Origin of the sequence: Xenorhabdus sp. PR6a (assembly GCF_028599065.1) — a bacterium.
Classification (GTDB): Bacteria; Pseudomonadota; Gammaproteobacteria; order Enterobacterales; family Enterobacteriaceae; genus Xenorhabdus; species Xenorhabdus doucetiae.
In genome coordinates this window covers 1-18,984 of the sequence record NZ_JAQRFJ010000047.1, presented here as the reverse complement: position 1 = coordinate 18,984, position 18,984 = coordinate 1, and the positions used below count along the sequence as shown (strand labels likewise).

Below are 18,984 nucleotides of genomic sequence, written 5' to 3'. Positions count from 1 at the left end.
CTTATCTGTGAGTTAGCTCAAATAATGATGACTAATAACAGTTTTTTTAATTAATCAACAATAATAATGTGTATATTTTTTTAGTTAAAAAATCACCTTTGATATTTATCAATAAAAGCGCTCAATGTCGTATTTTTTTCACGTGAAATAGTTATTATGGAGATGAAGGAATAAAAGGTAGCTGAGTTTTAGTTAATGGAAAAACGAAAGTGAGGTAACCATGAAAAATTATCGTAAGCTGTTAATTAGTTGTTTATTGGTTCCATGGCTTTCTTATGGATATGCCGAATCTGAAGGAGGCGTCATTCGGTTTTCAGGTGCGATTGTTGACCCCGGATGTCAGGTTGTTGTATCAGAAACTCAAGCATCAAACACTCATGCCAATATCTCTTGCTATCGATTAGGTAAGAATCTGACGGTTAAGCAAATCATTTCAACGCAAAAAACGAAAGACAAAGTCATGCTCCCTGGTAACATAGGTGTTTCCAGCGTGAAGTGGACTGATGATCAGAAACGTGTGGCAATTGTTAATGTGGATTATTTCTAACGTCATCATAGAAGATGAGTTGCTCTTTGCTCCGAGCGTTATTCTCGTCAAAAGGGCAACTCAGATTTAAGGATAAAGAATTAGTCACAACGTCCCATATAGCGACGCTCTGCAATATGAATGCGAATTTTTTCGCCTGAACTCAAATATTCAGGAACCTGGATAGTTAATCCTGTACTCATTTTAGCGGGTTTAGTGCGGGCACTTGCTGAGGCGCCTTTGATACCTGGCGATGTTTCTTCAATGACCATATCAACCGTTTGAGGTAATTCAAGGGCTAATAATTGTCCATCCATTGTCAGGACTTGCATTCCTGGTAAACCTTCTTCAGGAATAAATAGCAATTCTTCTTCGATTTGGTCTTGCTTGAAGTGATAAGGCGTGAAATCTTCATCATCCATAAAGATATATTCATCACCATCAATATAGGAAAAACTTACACCACGGCGTGTTAACGTAATGGTTTCAAGAATGTCATCACCTTTGAAACGTTCCTCCACTTTCTGACCAGTACGAATATCAGTAAAACGCATTTTATATAGCGTGCTGGCACCCCGTGCGCTGGGTGACTGAATATCGATGTCTTTAACTAATAATAGCTTTCCATTGTAGCTGATTGCAGCCCCGCGCTTAATTTCATTGGCTTTAGCCATAGATACCTTCCGTAACAACAAGGAAATAGTGGAATGAATATTTGAGTGGCGACAAAATTACTCGCAGTCGGCCTATTAGGCAAGAGGTGAATGAATGCCCCAGTAAAAATACTGAGGCAGGAGGGAAACATTAACGATAAACCGGCAACAAATCAAACAACGAGAGAATGTGTGCCAGCGCATTTATCAGACCGAACAGAATAACAAAGATAATCAAAAAATTACCACCCGGTGCCCGGTAGCTGGCGGTTGGGTAGCGTTTACGGCTGGCTCGTGCCATTAAAGCCGGAACAATAACCGCCCAAATGGTCGCGGCCAGACCCGCAAAGCCGATGGCATACAGGAAACCATTTGGAAAAATCAGTGCTAATACCGTAGGGGGAACGAATGTCACCAATGCGGTTTTAAAACGCCCTTGTTGCGAATCGTCAAATTTAAAGAAGTCTGCCAGATAATCAAACAGCCCTAATGATACTCCCAAGAATGAACTCGATAAGGCCATATAGGAGAAGGCATTTAACAGTTGGGTTATGGTGGTATTATCAGAAGTATTATCCATCTGTTGCAGTAAGTTACCAATATTACCGCCATCAGCAATAATTTGCTTGAAGGCTTCGCGCGGAATATTTCCCTGAATAGCGTACTGCCATAAAATGTAAATCACTAATGTTATCAGTGTCCCGTATAGCAAGCTGCGTGTGACAGCCTGACTGTCTTTATGGTAATACTTAACTAACCCCGGCACGTTACCGTGAAAACCAAATGAGGCCAGTAAATAAGGCAGGGCGATTAAAGCATAAGGTAAATAGTCTGGGTTGGTATTGGCTTGATCAAATAAGATAACGGGCTTCACTTCGGTAAACATACCACCGACAGACATAACAAAGGTAATGACCATGCCACCTATCAAGATGGTGCTTAAGCGATCGACGGCTTTCGTGGATAACCAAACAATAAAGGCAACAATAAACGCAAAACATAAGCCAGATATTGATTGAGGCAGCGGGATAATATTCTCAATGTTGTGAGCAAGGATGGAGCCACCGGCTGAAATATACGCATAAGTTAAGATATACAAAACGAAGGCGATGGATAAGTCATTGAGAGAACACCAGCCTTTGCCTAGCAAATCTTTAGTGACCGTATGGAAACTGGAGCCGACAGGGTAATTCATATTGGCTTCCAGAATCATCAGACCAGAGAAATACATACATGCACAGGTATACAACAGCAAAATGATTGATCCGGTAAACCAGACACCTGATGTGACAATTGGAATGGAAAACATACCCGCACCGACAGCAGTACCGGCAATGATCATAGCGCCACCAAATATGGAGGGGCGTTTCAAATTTTGCGTTACCTCAATGGTCATATAGACTCCCTGATGAATGGTGTTACCTTGTACTAGCGCGAAGATACATTAATAAATTATATGTGTAAACAAATAATTAAGAAAAATAATCAAACTGCTTTTGTCGCATTTTGCCTACAAAGATAAGGCAGGTTATCAGTGAAAACCTGCCTGAAGGGCGATGATTATTAACTTGCGGAATAGAATTGTGCTTCTTGCCATAATTTGATGGCATTGCGGCTGGCTTCAAAATGAGGTTCGGGGAGATGGTTAGGATCACACCACATTAATTGTTCACACTTCTCAGGTTCCATTAATTTCGGTTCACCTCCGGTATACTGCGCCAGTAAACAGACTGAAACAGTGTGCTTTCCTTCCTTGTGATACGTTTCGAGATTATTGCAAATAGCATAAACTTTGGGATCTTGGATTGTGAGATCAATCTCTTCTTTAATTTCACGAATAGCACATTCTTCAAAGGTTTCGCCAGGATCAACATGACCACCGAAAATTGACCAGTATGGTGCATGCTGGCTGGTTCGTTTGCCCAGTAGAATTTCACCTTTATCGTTAATGATAACGACACCGACTCCGACAACAACTGGCACTGATATTCCTCCGGTTAATACCTGCTCACGTGAGTTCAGATAGGTTGTAATAACATAATGAAAGGTTTACCAGTTTAGTGGTAACACTTGATCAGTGATAACACAATGATCAAACACGCAGTAATTTTAACTGAAACGATTCAATTTTGATGTTATAAATAACAGATAAATCTTAATGTTACTTATGACTGTCTATTCAGGAGACACCGGGCAAGATGAGCCGCCGAGTTGCCACAATTACCTTAAATCCAGCTTATGATTTAGTTGGCTTATGCCCAGATATTGTTAAGGGACATGTTAACCGTGTACAGACGGCAGGGCTTCACGCTGCGGGTAAGGGAAATAATGTTGCGAAGGTACTGCGTGATTTAGGCATTGATGTGACTGTCAGCGGTTTTCTGGGACGAGAGAATCAGGAAGGATTTCAACAGTTTTTCAGCGAAAACAAGATGGTAAATCGCTTCCATTTCGTCTCTGGGCGAACGCGCATTAACGTCAAACTGACCGAAAAACAGGGTGAAGTGACGGATTTCAATTTTTCGGGCTTTCGTGTGACAGAAGAAGAGTGGAATCGGTTTGTCAGTGATTCTCTGACCTGGCTGGGGCAGTTCGATATGGTTGTTGTCAGTGGTAGTTTGCCCGAAGGGATCACAGCAGAGTCGTTTGCAGATTGGATGATGCAATTACGGCAGATCTGTCCCTGCGTTATTTTTGACAGTAGCCGTGAAGCGCTTGTTGCCGGCCTTAAGGCATCCCCTTGGCTGGTCAAACCCAATCAGCATGAGCTGGAGATTTGGGCGGGTAAGCCATTAGCGGATTTGAACAGCGTGATTGATGCCGCCCACGAATTGCGCAATAAAGGGATCGCCCACGTTGTCATTTCACTGGGAGAACAGGGCGCATTATGGGTGAATGCCTCCGGGACATGGTTGGCAAAACCGCCACATTGTGAAGTGGTCAGCACCGTGGGGGCAGGGGATTCTATGGTCGGTGGATTGGTTTACGGTTTGCTGATGCGTGAATCCAGTGAACATACATTGCGTCTGGCAACCGCAGTTTCTGCACTCACGGTTAGCCAGCCGAATGTTGGGATTAAAAGCCGCACTGAACTTGCATCAATGATGTCGAAGATCGAGTTAATTTCTGTCAGGTAGTTAATTTTGTTGGGATTTTAGCCAGGCAATTTCTTGATCCCAAATATCAGGATTGATCGTTTCAAGCACCAAGGGAATGCCATTGAAACGGTCATCTTTCATGATATAGCTGAAAGGGAGCTTACCGATATTGCCTTCACCCAGGCTGTGATGCCGGTCAACACGGCTGGAAAATTCGCTCTTGGCATCGTTCAGGTGCATGGCTTTAAGGTACTTGAACCCAACGATTTTATCGAATGCGTTGAAAGTCTCAGCGCAATCTTTTTCAGTCCGTAAATCATAACCTGCTGCGAAAGCGTGACAGGTATCAATACAGACTCCAACACGCGTTTTGTCTTCGACACCCTCAATAATTGCCGCCAGTTGTTCGAATTTGAACCCAAGGTTGGTGCCTTGCCCGGCGGTGTTTTCGATCACGGCAGTGACACCTTGTGTTTTATCCAACGTAATATTAATGGATTCCGCAATACGGGCGAGGCATTTATCAATGTCAATTTTTTTGAGGTGGCTGCCCGGATGGAAATTCAGTAAACCGATGCCGAGCTGCTCACAACGTTGCATCTCATCAAGAAACGCCGCCCGGGATTTTTCCAGACCGTCTGCTTCAGGATGACCCAGGTTGATGAGGTAGCTGTCATGGGGCAGGATTTGTCGGCTACCATAACCGTAACGTTCACAATTCGCTTTAAATTTATCGATGACCTCTGCCGATAACGGCGGGGCATACCATTGGCGTTGATTTTTCGTGAACAGGGCGAAGGCCGTTGCGTTTAATTCATGGGCACGGATCACGGCCTGATCAACACCGCCTGAGGCACTCACATGGGCTCCAACAAATTTCATCTTATTTTCTCCTGTGTTTTCGTCATTATGGCATTGTTCGCCCTGTTGAGAAAATTTTGGCGGAAGAAGTCAATTTAAGTTAGCGCAATAAATACTGAGTGCCTTGATTGACGATTAACCCTCCCACGACTAACCAGACAAACAAAATGAGTGCTAATAAAATGGGTTTAACCCCGGCTTGACGGATGGCACTGATATGCGTGGTTAGCCCTAAAGCCACCATCGCCATTGCCAGCATAATGGTATCAGCAGCAATGATCGAGTTAACCAGAGGTTCCGGGAATAAATGAAAAGAGTTAACGCCCGTAGTGACAATAAAAAACACCGCAAACCACGGGATCGTGATCGGCGATTTCTCTTGGCGTAGATTGCCATTTTTAACGTTTAGGCGACTGAGATAGCCGGAAAGCAGTAATAGAAAAGGGGCCAATAGCATGACACGGATCATTTTACTGATAACGGCGGCATTTTCGGCCTCGCTTCCCAATGTATGCCCAATGGCAACGACTTGGGCGACTTCATGAACCGTTGAGCCGGAAAAAATACCAAATGTTTCCTGAGAAAAATTAAACCATTGGTAATGGGTATTGAGTTGATAAAACCACGGATAAACAAAAATGGCGAGTGTGCCAAAAATAACTACCGTAGAGACGGCGACGGCAACTTGACTGGAGGTCGCTTTGACAACGGGTTCGGTTGCCATCACCGCAGCAGCGCCACAAATACTGCTTCCGGCGCCAATCAGGATCACGGTTTGGTTATCCAGTCGAAAAAAAGCCCGCCCAATCCATAATGCGATAAAAAATGTTGAAGAAAGCATGATGACATCAATCAATATCCCCGTTGCGCCGACCTGCGTGATTTGTTGGAACGTCAGGCGAAATCCATAAAGAATGATGCCGGCTCGCAGCAGGTAGTGCTTGGAAAAATGGATACCGCTATCACAGGTCGATTTTAACAAGGGATACAAGGTGTTGCCGATCACCATCCCTAATAGGATAGCCAGTGTCAGAACGCCCAATCCCATATTGATAAACCAAGGAAGCGTTCCGATATAGATAGCGATCGCCGTCAGGACGGCGGTTAACAGAATACCGGGAATGAATTTTGCTGCGGTATTTTGCTGAGTTCTGATAAATTCCCCTACTTGAGTTTCAGACAGATTTTCAGACATCGTGGCGGCTCTATAGGCTTATACATTTTAAGCATAAGCATAGAGAAGATTTTAAAATCAATAAAATTGATAATATTTGTATCTATAACTACCAAAACAGATTAATTAAGGGTAACTTTTGTTAAGTTGCATAATACTGTCTAAAATCAAGACTACCTTCCTATCTTATTTTGCTTCCCGTGAGGCCACATGCGTATCACTCTGAGACAACTGGAAATTTTTGCAGAAGTTCTGAAAAGTGGTTCAACGACACAGGCTTCTCAGCAGTTGGCGTTATCACAATCTGCGGTGAGTGCTTCACTAACCGATCTCGAAGGGCAGTTGGGTGTACAACTGTTTGATAGAGTCGGAAAACGTCTGGTGACCAATGAACATGGGCGTTTGCTTTATCCCAAGGCATTGGCATTGCTTGAACAGGCCGGTGAAGTGGAGCAGCTTTTCAAACTTGAATTGGGTGCATTGCGGTTAGCGGCCAGCAGCACGATTGGCAATTATATGTTGCCGGAGATGTTGGCGAGATATCGTCAGGATTATCCTGAGACACCTCTGGAATTGAATATCAGCAATACCGGCGATGTGATAAAGGCCGTTGCTGAGTTTCGTGTTGATTTGGGATTGATTGAGGGATTGTGTCACGATCCTGAATTAATTACCCAACCGTGGATGAAAGACGAGTTGATCATTTTTTCTTCTCCAGAAAGCCCGCTGTTACAACATGTGTTGGGGATAGAAGATTTGATCAAGGCACCCTGGATATTGCGGGAGAAAGGTTCAGGCACAAGGGAAGTTCTGGACCATCTTTTATTTTCACAAATGCCCAGATTCAATATCGCGATGGAGTTGGGGAATTCAGAAGCCATCAAACATGCGGTTCAATATGGGATGGGGATCAGTTGCCTTTCCCGGCGGGTTGTCCAAGAACAACTGAAAAATGGCACCTTATCTGAACTTGTCATTCCCGGACTGAGCCTCAATCGCACCCTGTACCTGATTTACCATCGCCAGAAACATATGTCCAATGCATTAAAGAAGTTGCTGAGTTACTGTCACTAATATTGAGAATATAATTGTGTAGCTAATAATTGGCTATGGATTATGAAGGTATCTTATAACCACGAATCACTGCTATTCTGGAGACGAGGATTTGTTACAATTCCGGATTAAATTTATTTCGGATGATATGGGAATAGAATGTCTCAAGAAGAAAGCATGCCGCGGGATCAGGCCCCAACAACTCTGCGCCGTGAATTAAAAGCACGACATATGGCCATGATTGCCATCGGTGGATCAATTGGCACAGGGTTATTCGTTGCTTCTGGCGCAACAATTTCTCAGGCTGGCCCGGGTGGAGCCTTACTTTCTTATGCATTAATTGGCTTGATGGTTTATTTCTTAATGACTAGCTTGGGCGAATTAGCCGCGTTCATGCCGGTTTCAGGGTCATTTTCAACTTATGGTTCCAAATATGTTGATGAAGGTTTTGGTTTCGCGCTGGGATGGAACTATTGGTACAACTGGGCAGTAACGATTGCGGTTGACCTTGTTGCCGCACAATTGGTGATGGGCTATTGGTTTGATGATGTTCCCGGTTGGGTATGGAGTGCCTTGTTCCTTGGCCTGATTTTCCTGTTGAATTTCATTTCCGTCAAAGGGTTTGGTGAAGCGGAATATTGGTTCTCCTTGATCAAAGTCTCCACGGTGATTGTCTTCATTATTGTGGGTATTCTCATGATTACCGGCATCATGCAGGGGGCTGAAGGTGCAGGCTGGCATAATTGGGGTATTGATGACGCGCCTTTTGCGGGGGGCTTTGCCGCTATGATTGGGGTCGCCATGATTGTCGGTTTTTCTTTTCAAGGAACAGAGCTAATCGGTATTACCGCAGGGGAATCTAAAGATCCGGCGAAAAATATTCCCCGTGCTGTGCGTAAGGTATTCTGGCGCATCTTATTGTTTTATGTGTTTGCTATTTTAATCATTAGCCTGATCATTCCTTATACTGATCCTAGTTTGCTGCGCAATGGCGTGAAAGATATCAGTGTCAGCCCATTCACACTGGTCTTTGAAAATGCCGGTTTATTATCAGCGGCGGCGGTCATGAATGCGGTGATATTGACGGCGGTACTGTCAGCGGGAAATTCGGGAATGTACGCTTCGACCCGTATGCTGTTCACGCTGGCAAAAGAGGGTAAGGCGCCGAAAATTTTTAGTCACCTGTCTAAAGGTGGTGTTCCGCGTAACGCGCTTTATGTGACAACCGTGGTCGCCGGCTTGTGTTTCCTTAGCTCCATGTTTGGTAACCAAACCGTCTATTTGTGGTTACTGAACACCTCAGGTATGACCGGGTTTATCGCGTGGCTCGGCATTGCCATCAGTCATTACCGTTTTCGCAAAGGCTATATTGCCCAAGGCTTGGATATAAATGATCTGCCATATCGCTCCGGTTTCTTCCCTCTTGGGCCAATTTTTGCTTTTATTTTATGTTTGATTATCACCTTAGGCCAAAATTATCAGGCATTTTTGCAAGATAAGATCGATTGGTACGGCGTGACCGCGACTTACATTGGTATCCCGCTATTCCTGCTGATTTGGCTTGGCTACAAGTTGAAAAAGAAAACCCATTTCGTTAAGTACAGTGAAATGGAATTTCCCACATTCAAATATACTGATAAGGAATAGTTTGTTAATAAACTATCAATGAAATGATATTTATGAATTAAACTATTGTTGATTTTGTTTTGCAAAAGACTGCCTGTTCTGTGATGGAATTGGCAGTTTTTATTTTTCATGGGGTTAGAAGAAGAATACCGCAGGTAAATTTAGGCTATAGCATTCCAATCGCATTGATAAGTATTCTTATTTGCTTTATTGTTAGCGCCACAATTGTTGTATGAAGAGGCTAACTAAAGTGAAATTTGTATTTCGAACAGTCGTGAAAAGTATGAGTATCAGCCTAATGGCAGGCTCTGCCATGATGGCAAGTTTTGCATCCTGGGCTGAAACAGTCACTGACGTTGCTGGGCGTACCGTTGAGGTGCCAGAAAAAGTCAACCGTATCTTGTTGGGTGAAGGCCGTCTGTTCCATTCTGTTGCCATACTGGAAGGGGATAAACCTCTGGCTCGTATCGCGGGTTGGCAAGGTGATTTCCGTAAATTGGACCCACAAACTTACGCTGTTTATAAAGCTAAATTTCCTGAAATAGATAATATCCCTCTGATTGGTAACACCAGCGCTGACAGTGTTAGCGCCGAAAAAGTGCTGACCCTCACCCCTGATGTTGCCATTTTTGGCCTGTCCGGACATGGGCCGGGGAAAAACAGTGAGCTGGTGCAGCAGTTGGAAAAAGCAGGTGTTCCCGTTGTTTTTGTCGATTTCCGCAACGATCCCCTGAAAAATACCTTACCTAGCATCCGTATGCTGGGCAAAGTCTTGCATCGTGAAGAGCAGGCCAACGCTTACGCGGATTTTTATGAAAAAAATCTAAAATTAGTCACGGATATTACGGATCGTATCCCCGACGCCGAGAAGCCTTCTGTATTTATTGAATTAAGAGCCGGTTCTAGTGAAGATTGCTGCGGTACAGCAGGTAACGGCAATATGGGGGACTTTATTGATTTGGCGGGCGGCAAAAATATCGCCAAAGCAGTCCTGCCTTCTCCATTGGGAACCATGAATCTGGAAAAAGTCATTGCGGAAGATCCGTATATTTACATTGCAAGTGGTGCACAAGACCCCGGTGACAAAGGCGAAGGGATCAAAATGGGCGCACAAACGTCTGCCGATACTGCTCGTGCTGGCTTAAAAGAGATCACTGAACGTAAAGGTATCAATAACTTAACTGCGGTGAAAGAAGGGCGTAGCTATGGGATTTGGCACCACTACTATAACTCTCCTTACAATGTTGTTGTGACTCAAGTTTTCGCTAAATGGTTCTATCCTGAAAAATTTGCTGGTTTAGATCCGCAACAAACATTGAAAGAACTTCACCATAAGTTCTTGGCGATTGAGCCAGCAGGTACGTATTGGGTCAGCGAAAAATAAGCAGTAACAGGTAATAAAAATGAGCGTCACTACCGAGCCTATGCCAATGGTGAAACAGCAATTGAATGAGTGCGACATAAAAGCACATTATCGCCATATCCTGCGCCGGCGTATTGCATGGATATTATTCATCGTCTTGGCGATTAGCACCTCCATTGTACTGGACTTTACACTGGGGCCATCAGGGTTATCACTGCAAGCCCTCTGGCAAACACTGGTTTCACCAGAAAGTGTTAATGCAGCAACCCGGGTGATTGTTTGGGATATTCGATTACCCTATGCCCTGATGGCGGTAGTGATCGGCCTGTCACTTGGATTGGCCGGTGCTGAAATGCAGACCATTCTGAATAACCCGTTGGCCAGCCCATTTACTTTGGGCGTTTCCAATGCCGCTTCTTTTGGTGCGGCGTTAGCGATTGTAGCGGGGATTGGCATTCCGGGCATACCAGACCAGTGGTTTATTTCCGCAAACGCTTTTCTCTTTGCATTATTAGCGGCCCTGATGCTGGATGGCATTACCCGTTGGACAAAAGTGTCAACCTCAGGTGTTGTATTGTTCGGCATTGCGATGGTATTTACCTTCGAGTCGTTGATTTCAATGATGCAATTTATCGCGACGGAAGACACCTTACAGGGGCTGGTTTTCTGGACAATGGGTAGCCTTGGCAGGGCGACGTGGGAAAAATTGGGCATCATGTTGCTTGTGTTCTCTGTCATTATGCCTGTCTCAATGAGCAATGCCTGGAAATTGACCGCATTGCGTCTGGGAGAAGATCGTGCGATCAGCTTTGGCATTAATATTAGCCGCCTTCGCTTGGGAACATTGCTGCGTATCAGTATCCTGACCGCCTTGGCGGTTGCCTTTGTTGGCCCGATTGCGTTTATTGGATTGATCTCTCCCCATATCGCCAGAATGATGTTTGGTGAAGATCATCGTTTCTTCCTGCCGGCGAGTGCATTGATTGGTGCACTCGTTTTATCGATGGCATCCATTGCCTCCAAGAACCTGATCCCCGGCGTGATCATCCCGGTTGGGATTGTGACATCGCTGGTCGGTGTGCCTTTCTTCCTTAGCATCGTTTTACGTCATAGGGGGAATGTATGAATCAGGGGCTAAAAATCAATGGCTTGACAGCGGGATATCCGAAACATCCCGTGATTGAAAATCTGGATGTTAACTCTTTGCCCCGTGGTCAAATCACCGTCTTGTTAGGGCCGAATGGTTGTGGTAAATCGACACTTCTGCGTTCGCTGGCGGGGCTGAATAAAGCCAGTGGTGAACTGCTGTTGGACGGGCAGGATTTGATGAAGATGAATTTTGCCCAACGTGCCCAAAACGTGGTTTATTTGCCGCAATCATTACCCGCGGGTGTGCATCTTCATGTATTGGAATCGGTGATTGTCGCGCAACGGGCATCAGGTGGCGTGAGTAATAGCCAATATGAACAAGGCGTCATGGAACTGTTACGCCAGCTTGGTATTGAGCATTTGGCATTCAGCTACTTGGATCAATTATCGGGTGGTCAGAAGCAGTTGGTTGGATTGGCTCAATCATTAATTCGTCACCCGACGTTGTTATTATTGGATGAACCGTTAAGTGCACTGGATTTAAACTACCAGTACCATGTCATGGATTTAGTCGCACGTGAAACGCGCCGCCGTAACATTATTACCATTGTTGTTGTTCACGATATTAATATTGCATTGCGTCATGGTGACCATGTGTTAATGCTAAAAAAAGGTAAATTAATTTCCCAAGGTATACCTGAGCAGGTTATTACGCCAAGTAGTCTGGCAGAGGTTTATGGTATTAAAGGCCGGATTGAACATTGTTCTCAGGGAATACCGCAAGTATTAATTGATGGTTTAGTAACGGAATTAGCGAGTTAAAATAATAAAAGCGATAAATCACCTTAATGGAACTAAAGTGTCATTTATTAAATATAACACTTACAGGGGTAATTAATTATCCCTGTGTTGTGAGCATATGTCGGTTATCCATATTGGTTTAAATAATACTATTCTACCTTTTGGAGAGTCGGGAATGGCTGTTTTTGCAAAGAAAAAAGTTGTATTAGGTATTGTTGCTGCTATTTCATCCAGTACTGTTTTAGCGGCTAATCATGGTGAAGATAAAATTGTTGTCACCACTGCCGCAGGTTTCCAGCAAGAAATTGAAGATGCACCGGCTTCTATTTCAGTGGTTAGCCGTGAAGAGCTGGAAACTAAAGCCTATCGTGATGTGACGGACGCCCTGAAAGATGTACCGGGTGTAGTTGTTACCGGCGGTGGTAGCAGCAGCGACATCAGTATCCGTGGTATGGCGTCCAAATATACCATGATCCTGGTTGATGGTAAGCGTGTTGATACACGTGGCACTCGTCCAAATAGTGATGGTTCGGGCATTGAGCAAGGGTGGTTACCACCGTTGGCCGCCATTGAACGCATTGAAGTGGTGCGGGGACCGATGTCTTCTCTATATGGTTCTGATGCGATGGGCGGTGTGATTAATGTGATTACTCGCAAGGCGCAGAAAGAATGGCATTTAAGTGTGAGAGCAGATGCTACCTTAACTGAAAGTAAAAATTCGGGTAATAGCTATCAGAATAGTATTTATGCTGCCGGATCAGTTATTGAAGGATTGCTGGGATTGAGGGTGAATGGCCTATATTCGCATCGTAATGAAGATAAATTCTTAGGTGGATTTAGAGAGCAAGAGATGCGTAACGGTGCAGTGGCGCTCTCTTTAACGCCAGATGAGAAAAATGATTTTACTTTTGAAGCGGGTCGCTATGAACAAGATCGCGATTCAACGATTGGCAAGACACGCGACTGTCAGCCAAAATCGTGTAAAAATGATACAAGTCGTTATAAGCGTAATAATTATTCCATCACTCATCAGGGTACTTATGACTTTGGTACCATGACATCTTATATTCAAAGAGATGAGTCTCGTAATCCTGAACGTGAGATGACAAACAATGATACGGTATTCAATAACCGTACAACGTTGGTATTTGATGACCACACGTTAAGTATCGGAGGTCAATATCGTTATGAGGATTTACGAGATAACGGCAATAAACTCCCTTCAGCCAAAGATGTTAATAAATTAACTCGCTGGAGTTGGGCACTTGTCTTGGAAGACGAATGGAAAATGACGAATGATTTTGCTCTGACTAGCGGAGTCCGGTTAGATAAGGATCAAAATTTCGGTACGCATTGGACTCCTCGTCTCTATGGGGTCTGGCATACTGATGAGCAATGGACGATTAAAGGGGGAATTTCCACCGGTTATCGTTCCCCTGATATCAGGCAGGTTGCGCCTAATTGGGGGCAAGCAACCGGTGGGCGGTTCAGTAATGGGATGATCTTAGGCAATCCAGATCTCAAGCCAGAGAAAAGTATTAATGAAGAAATTAGTATTATCTGGAATAATCAAGATAATTTTAATATTGGCGTAACCGTATTTAATACTGCGTTTAAAGATAAAATCACTGAAATCAGAGGCTGCGAAAAAGATTGTCAACTCGGCGGTAAGGATTATGATTTTATTAACAAACGAATAAATGTTGATAAAGCCAATATTCGAGGTATCGAAACCACCCTGAATTGGGATATCGTAAAAGATTTGTCATTAGCAGCAAACTATACCTATACCGATTCTGAGCAAAAAAGTGGTAAGTTCAAAGGCCAGCCATTAAACAAGATGCCAACACATATGGCAAATGCAACCTTAAACTGGCAGCCCCTACCTGAATTGGATACATGGACTCGTATTAATTTCCGCAGTAAAACAAAGAATTATCAATACCGCTCTAGTATGAGAGATGGAACTCCCTCTTATACTTTTGTCGATTTAGGCGTGACTTATAACTTGGCTAAAAATCTACGCTTGTTAGGTGGAGTGTATAATGTTTTTGACAAACGAGTCACTGAAGAAAGTCATGATGCCGTTCTGGATGGCCGCCGTTACAATATCGGTATTAATTATGACTTCTAATTAATATTTCGTTTTTTATAAATATTAATCATTATACCTAACATCTAAGCCTCATATAGAATCGTCCCGTCATCAATTTTACAATGATGGGACGATTTTTTACTTCAAAAAATCAAATTAAATGGCAAAGAGTTTTCCTCTGTGCTAAATACTTATCAAAAGCCAATCAACGGATATGATGGCGTTAAGTTTCAGCACTAACTCAGTAAGGGCCTAACTTCATAAGGTTCTGTAGTGTCGTAAAAAATAATAAATTTTTAGTGCCATCGCGCTTGCTATTTCTGGACTTGAAGGGCAAAATGCGTGCACTAAAAAATAACTGGTGCGTAAATATGCATCAGTTATTTTTTTTGCTTTGAGTTATTTTTTACAACACCAAGAGGCCGGATTTTGTTCCGGATCGATATTGACCATAAGCAACCTTCATTGAAATTGGGTTGCTGTACTGAGGAATGCAAACATGGAGCAATTATTCTCTTTTGCACTGGTGCCAATTGGCGCTCGTTGCTGCAACGATGACTACGGGGCATGTCCCTCTGTCAATTCGCCCTATTCCAATTCTTCTTTCTTTTCTGTTTATAGACAGATGCGAAGTCAGCCCAGTAACTATCGATTAAGTCGTTGTATTAATACCCAGATCGAAGTTATGGGAGATTTCGCTCATGTTGCATAATACCACCACTACTGCTACCGCACTTGGTATTAATCAATCCAGTGCCGACAACCGCGTTCAACTGAGAAGAACATTGACTCTGTTTCAGGTCGTCATGATGGGCCTTGCCTATATGCAGCCAATGACTATTTTTGATACATTTGGCATTGTTTCTGGTTTGACGGGTGGGCATGTCGCGACATCTTATGCTATTGCATTGATCGCGGTTTTATTTACAGCGTTAAGTTATGGAAAATTAGTAAAACGCTTTCCATCAGCGGGTTCTGCTTATACTTACGTACAAAAATCAATGAACCCCCATCTTGGATTTATGGTCGGTTGGTCGTCTCTACTGGACTATCTGTTGATGCCGATGATCAATGTCTTATTGGCAACGATTTATTTACAGGCACTGTTTCCTGGCATTGATCCGTGGGTCTTTGTGATCATGTTGGCGGTAATTACGACAGCCTTTAATTTGTGTGGCATCAATGTCGTGGCGAATATCAATAGCATCGTTGTGATTGTTCAGATTGCTGTTATGGTGATACTCGTTGGGCTGATGATCCGTGGTGTTCATAATGGTGAAGGTGCGGGAACGTTGCTGAGTATTCAGCCATTTACATCAGAGGAAGCGCAACTCATTCCGATGATTACTGGTGCGACGATACTTTGCTTCTCATTTCTTGGGTTTGATGGTATTAGTTCTTTGTCGGAAGAAACACCCAATGCAGGCAAGGTTGTCCCTAAAGCAATTTTCCTGACCGCACTCATTGGTGGTGTTATCTTCATCGCTGTATCTTATTTTTTACAACTCTATTTCCCGGATATTTCTCGGTTTAAAAACCCGGATGCTTCTCAGCCAGAAATTATGTTGTATGTTGCCGGCTCGTTATTCCAGTACGTTATTCTCATCTTTTCCAGTGTCACGGTTATGGCTTCCGGTATGGCAGCCCATGCAGGGGTCTCCCGTCTGCTTTACGTGATGGGGCGTGATGGTGTACTGCCTGAGAAAGTATTTGCTTATGTTCACCCGAAATGGCGTACTCCGGCAATCAACGTCATATTGGTTGGGGTTGTTGTTCTTTTAGCGGGTTGTCTGAACTTGGTGACAGCTACCGCATTGATCAATTTCGGTGCATTGGTGGCATTCACTTTTGTTAACTTGTCGGTAATCTCCCAGTTCTATATTCGTGAACGTCGTAATTGTACATTGAAAGACACCTTGAATTTCCTGATCCTGCCACTATTGGGTGCAGCGACAGTCGGGGTTTTGTGGGTGAATCTGGAAGCAAAATCGATGGAATTAGGTTTGATTTGGGCGGGAATTGGTCTTATTTACATGTTCTTCCTGACTCGTAGTTTCCGGCAGCCAATGCCACAGTTCAGTGAATCATAATCAGCGATAAATTTTAAACTGCGGTTGGTCAGGCCGCAGTTTGAAAATAAAGAATACACTGATACTTTTTTGAAACAGCACCTTTGGGCGCTGTTTTGGGTTAATAACAGAGCATTAGTTTTTATCTGGTACTTTGCTTTAAGTAAGTTCTGTTCATTTAACGGAGCTTTCTGAGTGTTAAGAATACTCCCTCCCTCGATTTTTCCTATAGAAGCTTTGTCGTTTGACAGGCTAGTGCTCCGAATCACGTGGTCCGTAAAGCCTATGTTGTCATCACCTAAATAAGTTGTCCTTGGAAAAGTCTCTTTTTGCCAATATGCCGGTTTGATCACTTTTGTCATATATATAACCATTCCGTTATTGAAAAGATCATTCAAATATGAATAATTCTCATTTACATTATCATGTTTGTTTAATTAATATTTAACCTTTGGTGAGTCTATGGCAAAAAAATTTAAGGTAGCAGCGTTATCTCTACTCTCTGTACCATTTATCGTAAATGCTGCAAGTTCTGACACAATAGTTGTTACTGCATCTTCTGTATCGAAGGAGTCCTATGTAGATGCACCAGCTACAATCACAGTTATCACTCAGGAGGATATTGAGAAAAAACCAGTTCAAAACCTTGTTGATATTTTACGTGAAGTGCCAGGTATCCAATTCACTGACGAAGGTGATAACCGCAAAGGTGTAAGTATGCGTGGATTGGAAAGCGGCTACACCTTGATCTTGGTTGATGGTAAGCGCGTAAATTCACGAAACGCAGTTTTTCGCCACAATGATTATGACCTAAGCTGGATTCCAACTGTAGCTATTGAACGTATAGAGGTTATTCGTGGACCGATGTCTTCTCTTTATGGTGCAGATGCATTAGGTGGGGTTGTTAACATCATTACGAAAAAGAATAGTAACACATGGCATGGTACTATCAGTGCGGATACCACGATCCAAGAAGACCGCAATCATGGTGACACATATAAAGGCGGATTTTTCGCTTCTGGCCCTCTAATTCAAGATAAACTTGATGTAAAAGTTTACGGTTCATTAAGTGATCGCGGGAAGGATAAGGGAGTTAAGATAGGTAAAACAGCACAACCAGGCTTTGAAGGCTACACATCTCGTGATGCAAATGTTGATTTCAAATGGACTCCGGACGATAAACAGGAAATTAATTTTGGCTACGGATTTAACCGTCAAGATCGTGATTCTGATTCCTTAGGTGATACTCGATTAGAGCGTCAGAACTATTCAATTGATCATCGTGGACGGTGGAAAAACGCTACAACAGAATTGCGTTTCTATGGCGAAGACATTGATAACTATACAACCAATAAAGTTAAATCTGAGAGTAAGGTTGTTGATGGTAAAGTTATTATTCCTTTGTTCGACAATATTGATATGTTGACAATTGGCGGTGAATACAAATACGACAAATTAAGTGATAAAGGTAACTTAAAAGGTGATGGCTCTACTAACAAAAAACAGTTCGCTTTATTTGCTGAAAATGAGTTATATATTGCCGAACCATTAATCCTTACTACAGGGTTACGCATGGATCACCATGAAGATTTTGGTGAGCATTACAGCCCAAGAGTTTATTTAGTTTACAGCGCAACAGACAGCATAACTGTTAAAGGTGGATGGTCTTCTGCGTTCAAGGCCCCAAGTTTGCTTGACCTAAGTCCTGAGTGGCAAACTTATTCTTGCCGTGGTGCATGTTCTATAGTAGGTACGCCTGACCTCGATCCAGAAACTTCGCAAAATATTGAATTAGGCTTGTACTATAAAGGCCATGAGGGAATTCTTGATGGAATTTCTGGCAATGTAACTGTTTATCAAAATGATGTTAAGGACATGATAAACATTAATCGCACTGGAAATGCTGCTTTGGCTCCCGCATATCCTAACTTTGTCGGATGGACTAAGGGACGTGATGGGAAAGATATTCCTGTTTTCAAATACTACAACGTGGACAAAGCACGAATTCGCGGTATTGAAACAGGGATTAAGATTCCATTCTTAGAAAAACAGTTTGAGCTTGATCTGAACTATACTTATACCGATGCAAGAGACAAAACCAACAATACTCCATTGTCTACAAGGCCATTCAACAACTTTAACACAACAGTGAACTGGTATCCGAATGACCTTACTTCTATCTATTTATCGGCTCATTATCAAGGCAAGTCCCGTGCTGTTTCATCAAGGGATGTGCCAAGAGGAGGTTATACAATGTGGAATTTAGGTGGTTCATATAAGGTTACAAACAATATTAAGTTACGCACTGGTGTTCTCAACCTTTTTGACAAAACAATGAAGCGTGCTGATTATAGCTATAACGAAGAAGGCAGAAGGTACTTCTTAGCAGTTGATTACACATTCTAAATATTGTTGGCAATCATTCACGCCTGCGGTAGCAGATTTAGATTACTGACAAAAAGTGCCGGCTTATCCGGCACTTTGCTTGATAAAGTTCCGTTCATAAAGTAGTGGATTATGTTTTTTTATTTGAGATGAAATAGAGTGTAAATAATACAAATTTTATCAGAACACAT

15 protein-coding genes are annotated in these 18,984 nt (G+C 43.0%); 10 read left to right on the top strand and 5 right to left on the bottom strand.

Annotated features, from left to right (window positions below):
* The first annotated feature begins 220 nt into the window (after positions 1–220).
* Entirely contained in the window at positions 221–547 is a 327-nt protein-coding gene (locus PSI15_RS12845) for a type 1 fimbrial protein (RefSeq protein WP_045971353.1), read from the top strand.
* Positions 548–627: 80 nt separating this feature from the next.
* On the opposite strand, the gene yeiP is transcribed toward PSI15_RS12845, so the two are convergent.
* The 3 genes from yeiP to PSI15_RS12830 all read right to left on the bottom strand — a co-directional run bounded on the left by yeiP (position 628) and on the right by PSI15_RS12830 (position 3,162).
* Positions 628–1,200, bottom strand: coding sequence for an elongation factor P-like protein YeiP (yeiP, locus tag PSI15_RS12840; RefSeq protein WP_273583866.1), 573 nt, complete (start codon positions 1,198–1,200; stop codon positions 628–630).
* Between the two features lie 130 nt (positions 1,201–1,330).
* Complete coding sequence (gene mtr / locus PSI15_RS12835) at positions 1,331–2,575, bottom strand: tryptophan permease (RefSeq protein WP_273583865.1); 1,245 nt, start codon at positions 2,573–2,575, stop codon at positions 1,331–1,333.
* Positions 2,576–2,742: 167 nt separating this feature from the next.
* The gene (locus PSI15_RS12830) at positions 2,743–3,162 is read right to left on the bottom strand and encodes a nucleotide triphosphate diphosphatase NUDT15 (protein ID WP_045971347.1); all 420 of its coding nucleotides are present in this window, start codon (positions 3,160–3,162) and stop codon (positions 2,743–2,745) included.
* 215 nt (positions 3,163–3,377) lie between these two features.
* On the opposite strand from PSI15_RS12830, the gene fruK reads away from it, so the two are divergent.
* On the top strand, positions 3,378–4,316 hold the full coding sequence (gene fruK, locus PSI15_RS12825) for a 1-phosphofructokinase (protein ID WP_273583864.1): 939 nt from the start codon (positions 3,378–3,380) through the stop codon (positions 4,314–4,316).
* Here the strand turns inward: fruK and nfo are convergent, their stop codons facing one another.
* Together nfo and PSI15_RS12815 are read right to left on the bottom strand one after the other, a co-directional pair.
* Positions 4,317–5,159 (bottom strand): deoxyribonuclease IV, encoded by an 843-nt coding sequence (gene nfo / locus PSI15_RS12820; protein ID WP_273583863.1) that lies wholly within the window; start codon positions 5,157–5,159, stop codon positions 4,317–4,319. It abuts the gene before it with no gap.
* A gap of 79 nt (positions 5,160–5,238) precedes the next feature.
* A complete protein-coding gene (locus PSI15_RS12815; protein WP_273583862.1) occupies positions 5,239–6,333 on the bottom strand; it encodes a YeiH family protein in 1,095 nt (364 codons plus the stop codon).
* A 189-nt stretch (positions 6,334–6,522) separates the two neighbouring features.
* Here PSI15_RS12815 and yieE point away from each other — a divergent pair, with 189 nt between their 5' ends.
* The 8 genes from yieE to cirA all read left to right on the top strand — a co-directional run bounded on the left by yieE (position 6,523) and on the right by cirA (position 18,814).
* Positions 6,523–7,386, top strand: coding sequence for a DNA-binding transcriptional regulator YeiE (yieE, locus tag PSI15_RS12810; RefSeq protein WP_273583861.1), 864 nt, complete (start codon positions 6,523–6,525; stop codon positions 7,384–7,386).
* A 138-nt stretch (positions 7,387–7,524) separates the two neighbouring features.
* Entirely contained in the window at positions 7,525–9,012 is a 1,488-nt protein-coding gene (locus PSI15_RS12805; RefSeq protein ID WP_045971338.1) for an amino acid permease, read from the top strand.
* 262 nt (positions 9,013–9,274) lie between these two features.
* Positions 9,275–10,375 carry an ABC transporter substrate-binding protein gene (locus PSI15_RS12800; RefSeq protein WP_443256092.1) on the top strand — a complete coding sequence of 367 codons (1,101 nt, stop codon included), beginning with the start codon at positions 9,275–9,277 and terminating at the stop codon, positions 10,373–10,375.
* Positions 10,376–10,394: 19 nt separating this feature from the next.
* On the top strand, positions 10,395–11,480 hold the full coding sequence (locus PSI15_RS12795; protein WP_273583859.1) for a FecCD family ABC transporter permease: 1,086 nt from the start codon (positions 10,395–10,397) through the stop codon (positions 11,478–11,480).
* A complete protein-coding gene (locus PSI15_RS12790; RefSeq protein ID WP_273583858.1) occupies positions 11,477–12,265 on the top strand; it encodes an ABC transporter ATP-binding protein in 789 nt (262 codons plus the stop codon). The genes PSI15_RS12795 and PSI15_RS12790 overlap by 4 nt, the downstream gene beginning before the upstream one ends.
* A 154-nt stretch (positions 12,266–12,419) precedes the next feature.
* Positions 12,420–14,378 carry a ligand-gated channel protein gene (locus PSI15_RS12785; protein WP_273583857.1) on the top strand — a complete coding sequence of 653 codons (1,959 nt, stop codon included), beginning with the start codon at positions 12,420–12,422 and terminating at the stop codon, positions 14,376–14,378.
* A gap of 662 nt (positions 14,379–15,040) precedes the next feature.
* A complete protein-coding gene (locus tag PSI15_RS12775) occupies positions 15,041–16,429 on the top strand; it encodes an APC family permease (RefSeq protein WP_273583855.1) in 1,389 nt (462 codons plus the stop codon).
* A 441-nt stretch (positions 16,430–16,870) separates the two neighbouring features.
* Positions 16,871–18,814, top strand: a complete 1,944-nt coding sequence (gene cirA / locus PSI15_RS12770; RefSeq protein ID WP_273583854.1) for a catecholate siderophore receptor CirA — start codon at positions 16,871–16,873, stop codon at positions 18,812–18,814.
* Positions 18,815–18,984: the final 170 nt, after the last annotated feature.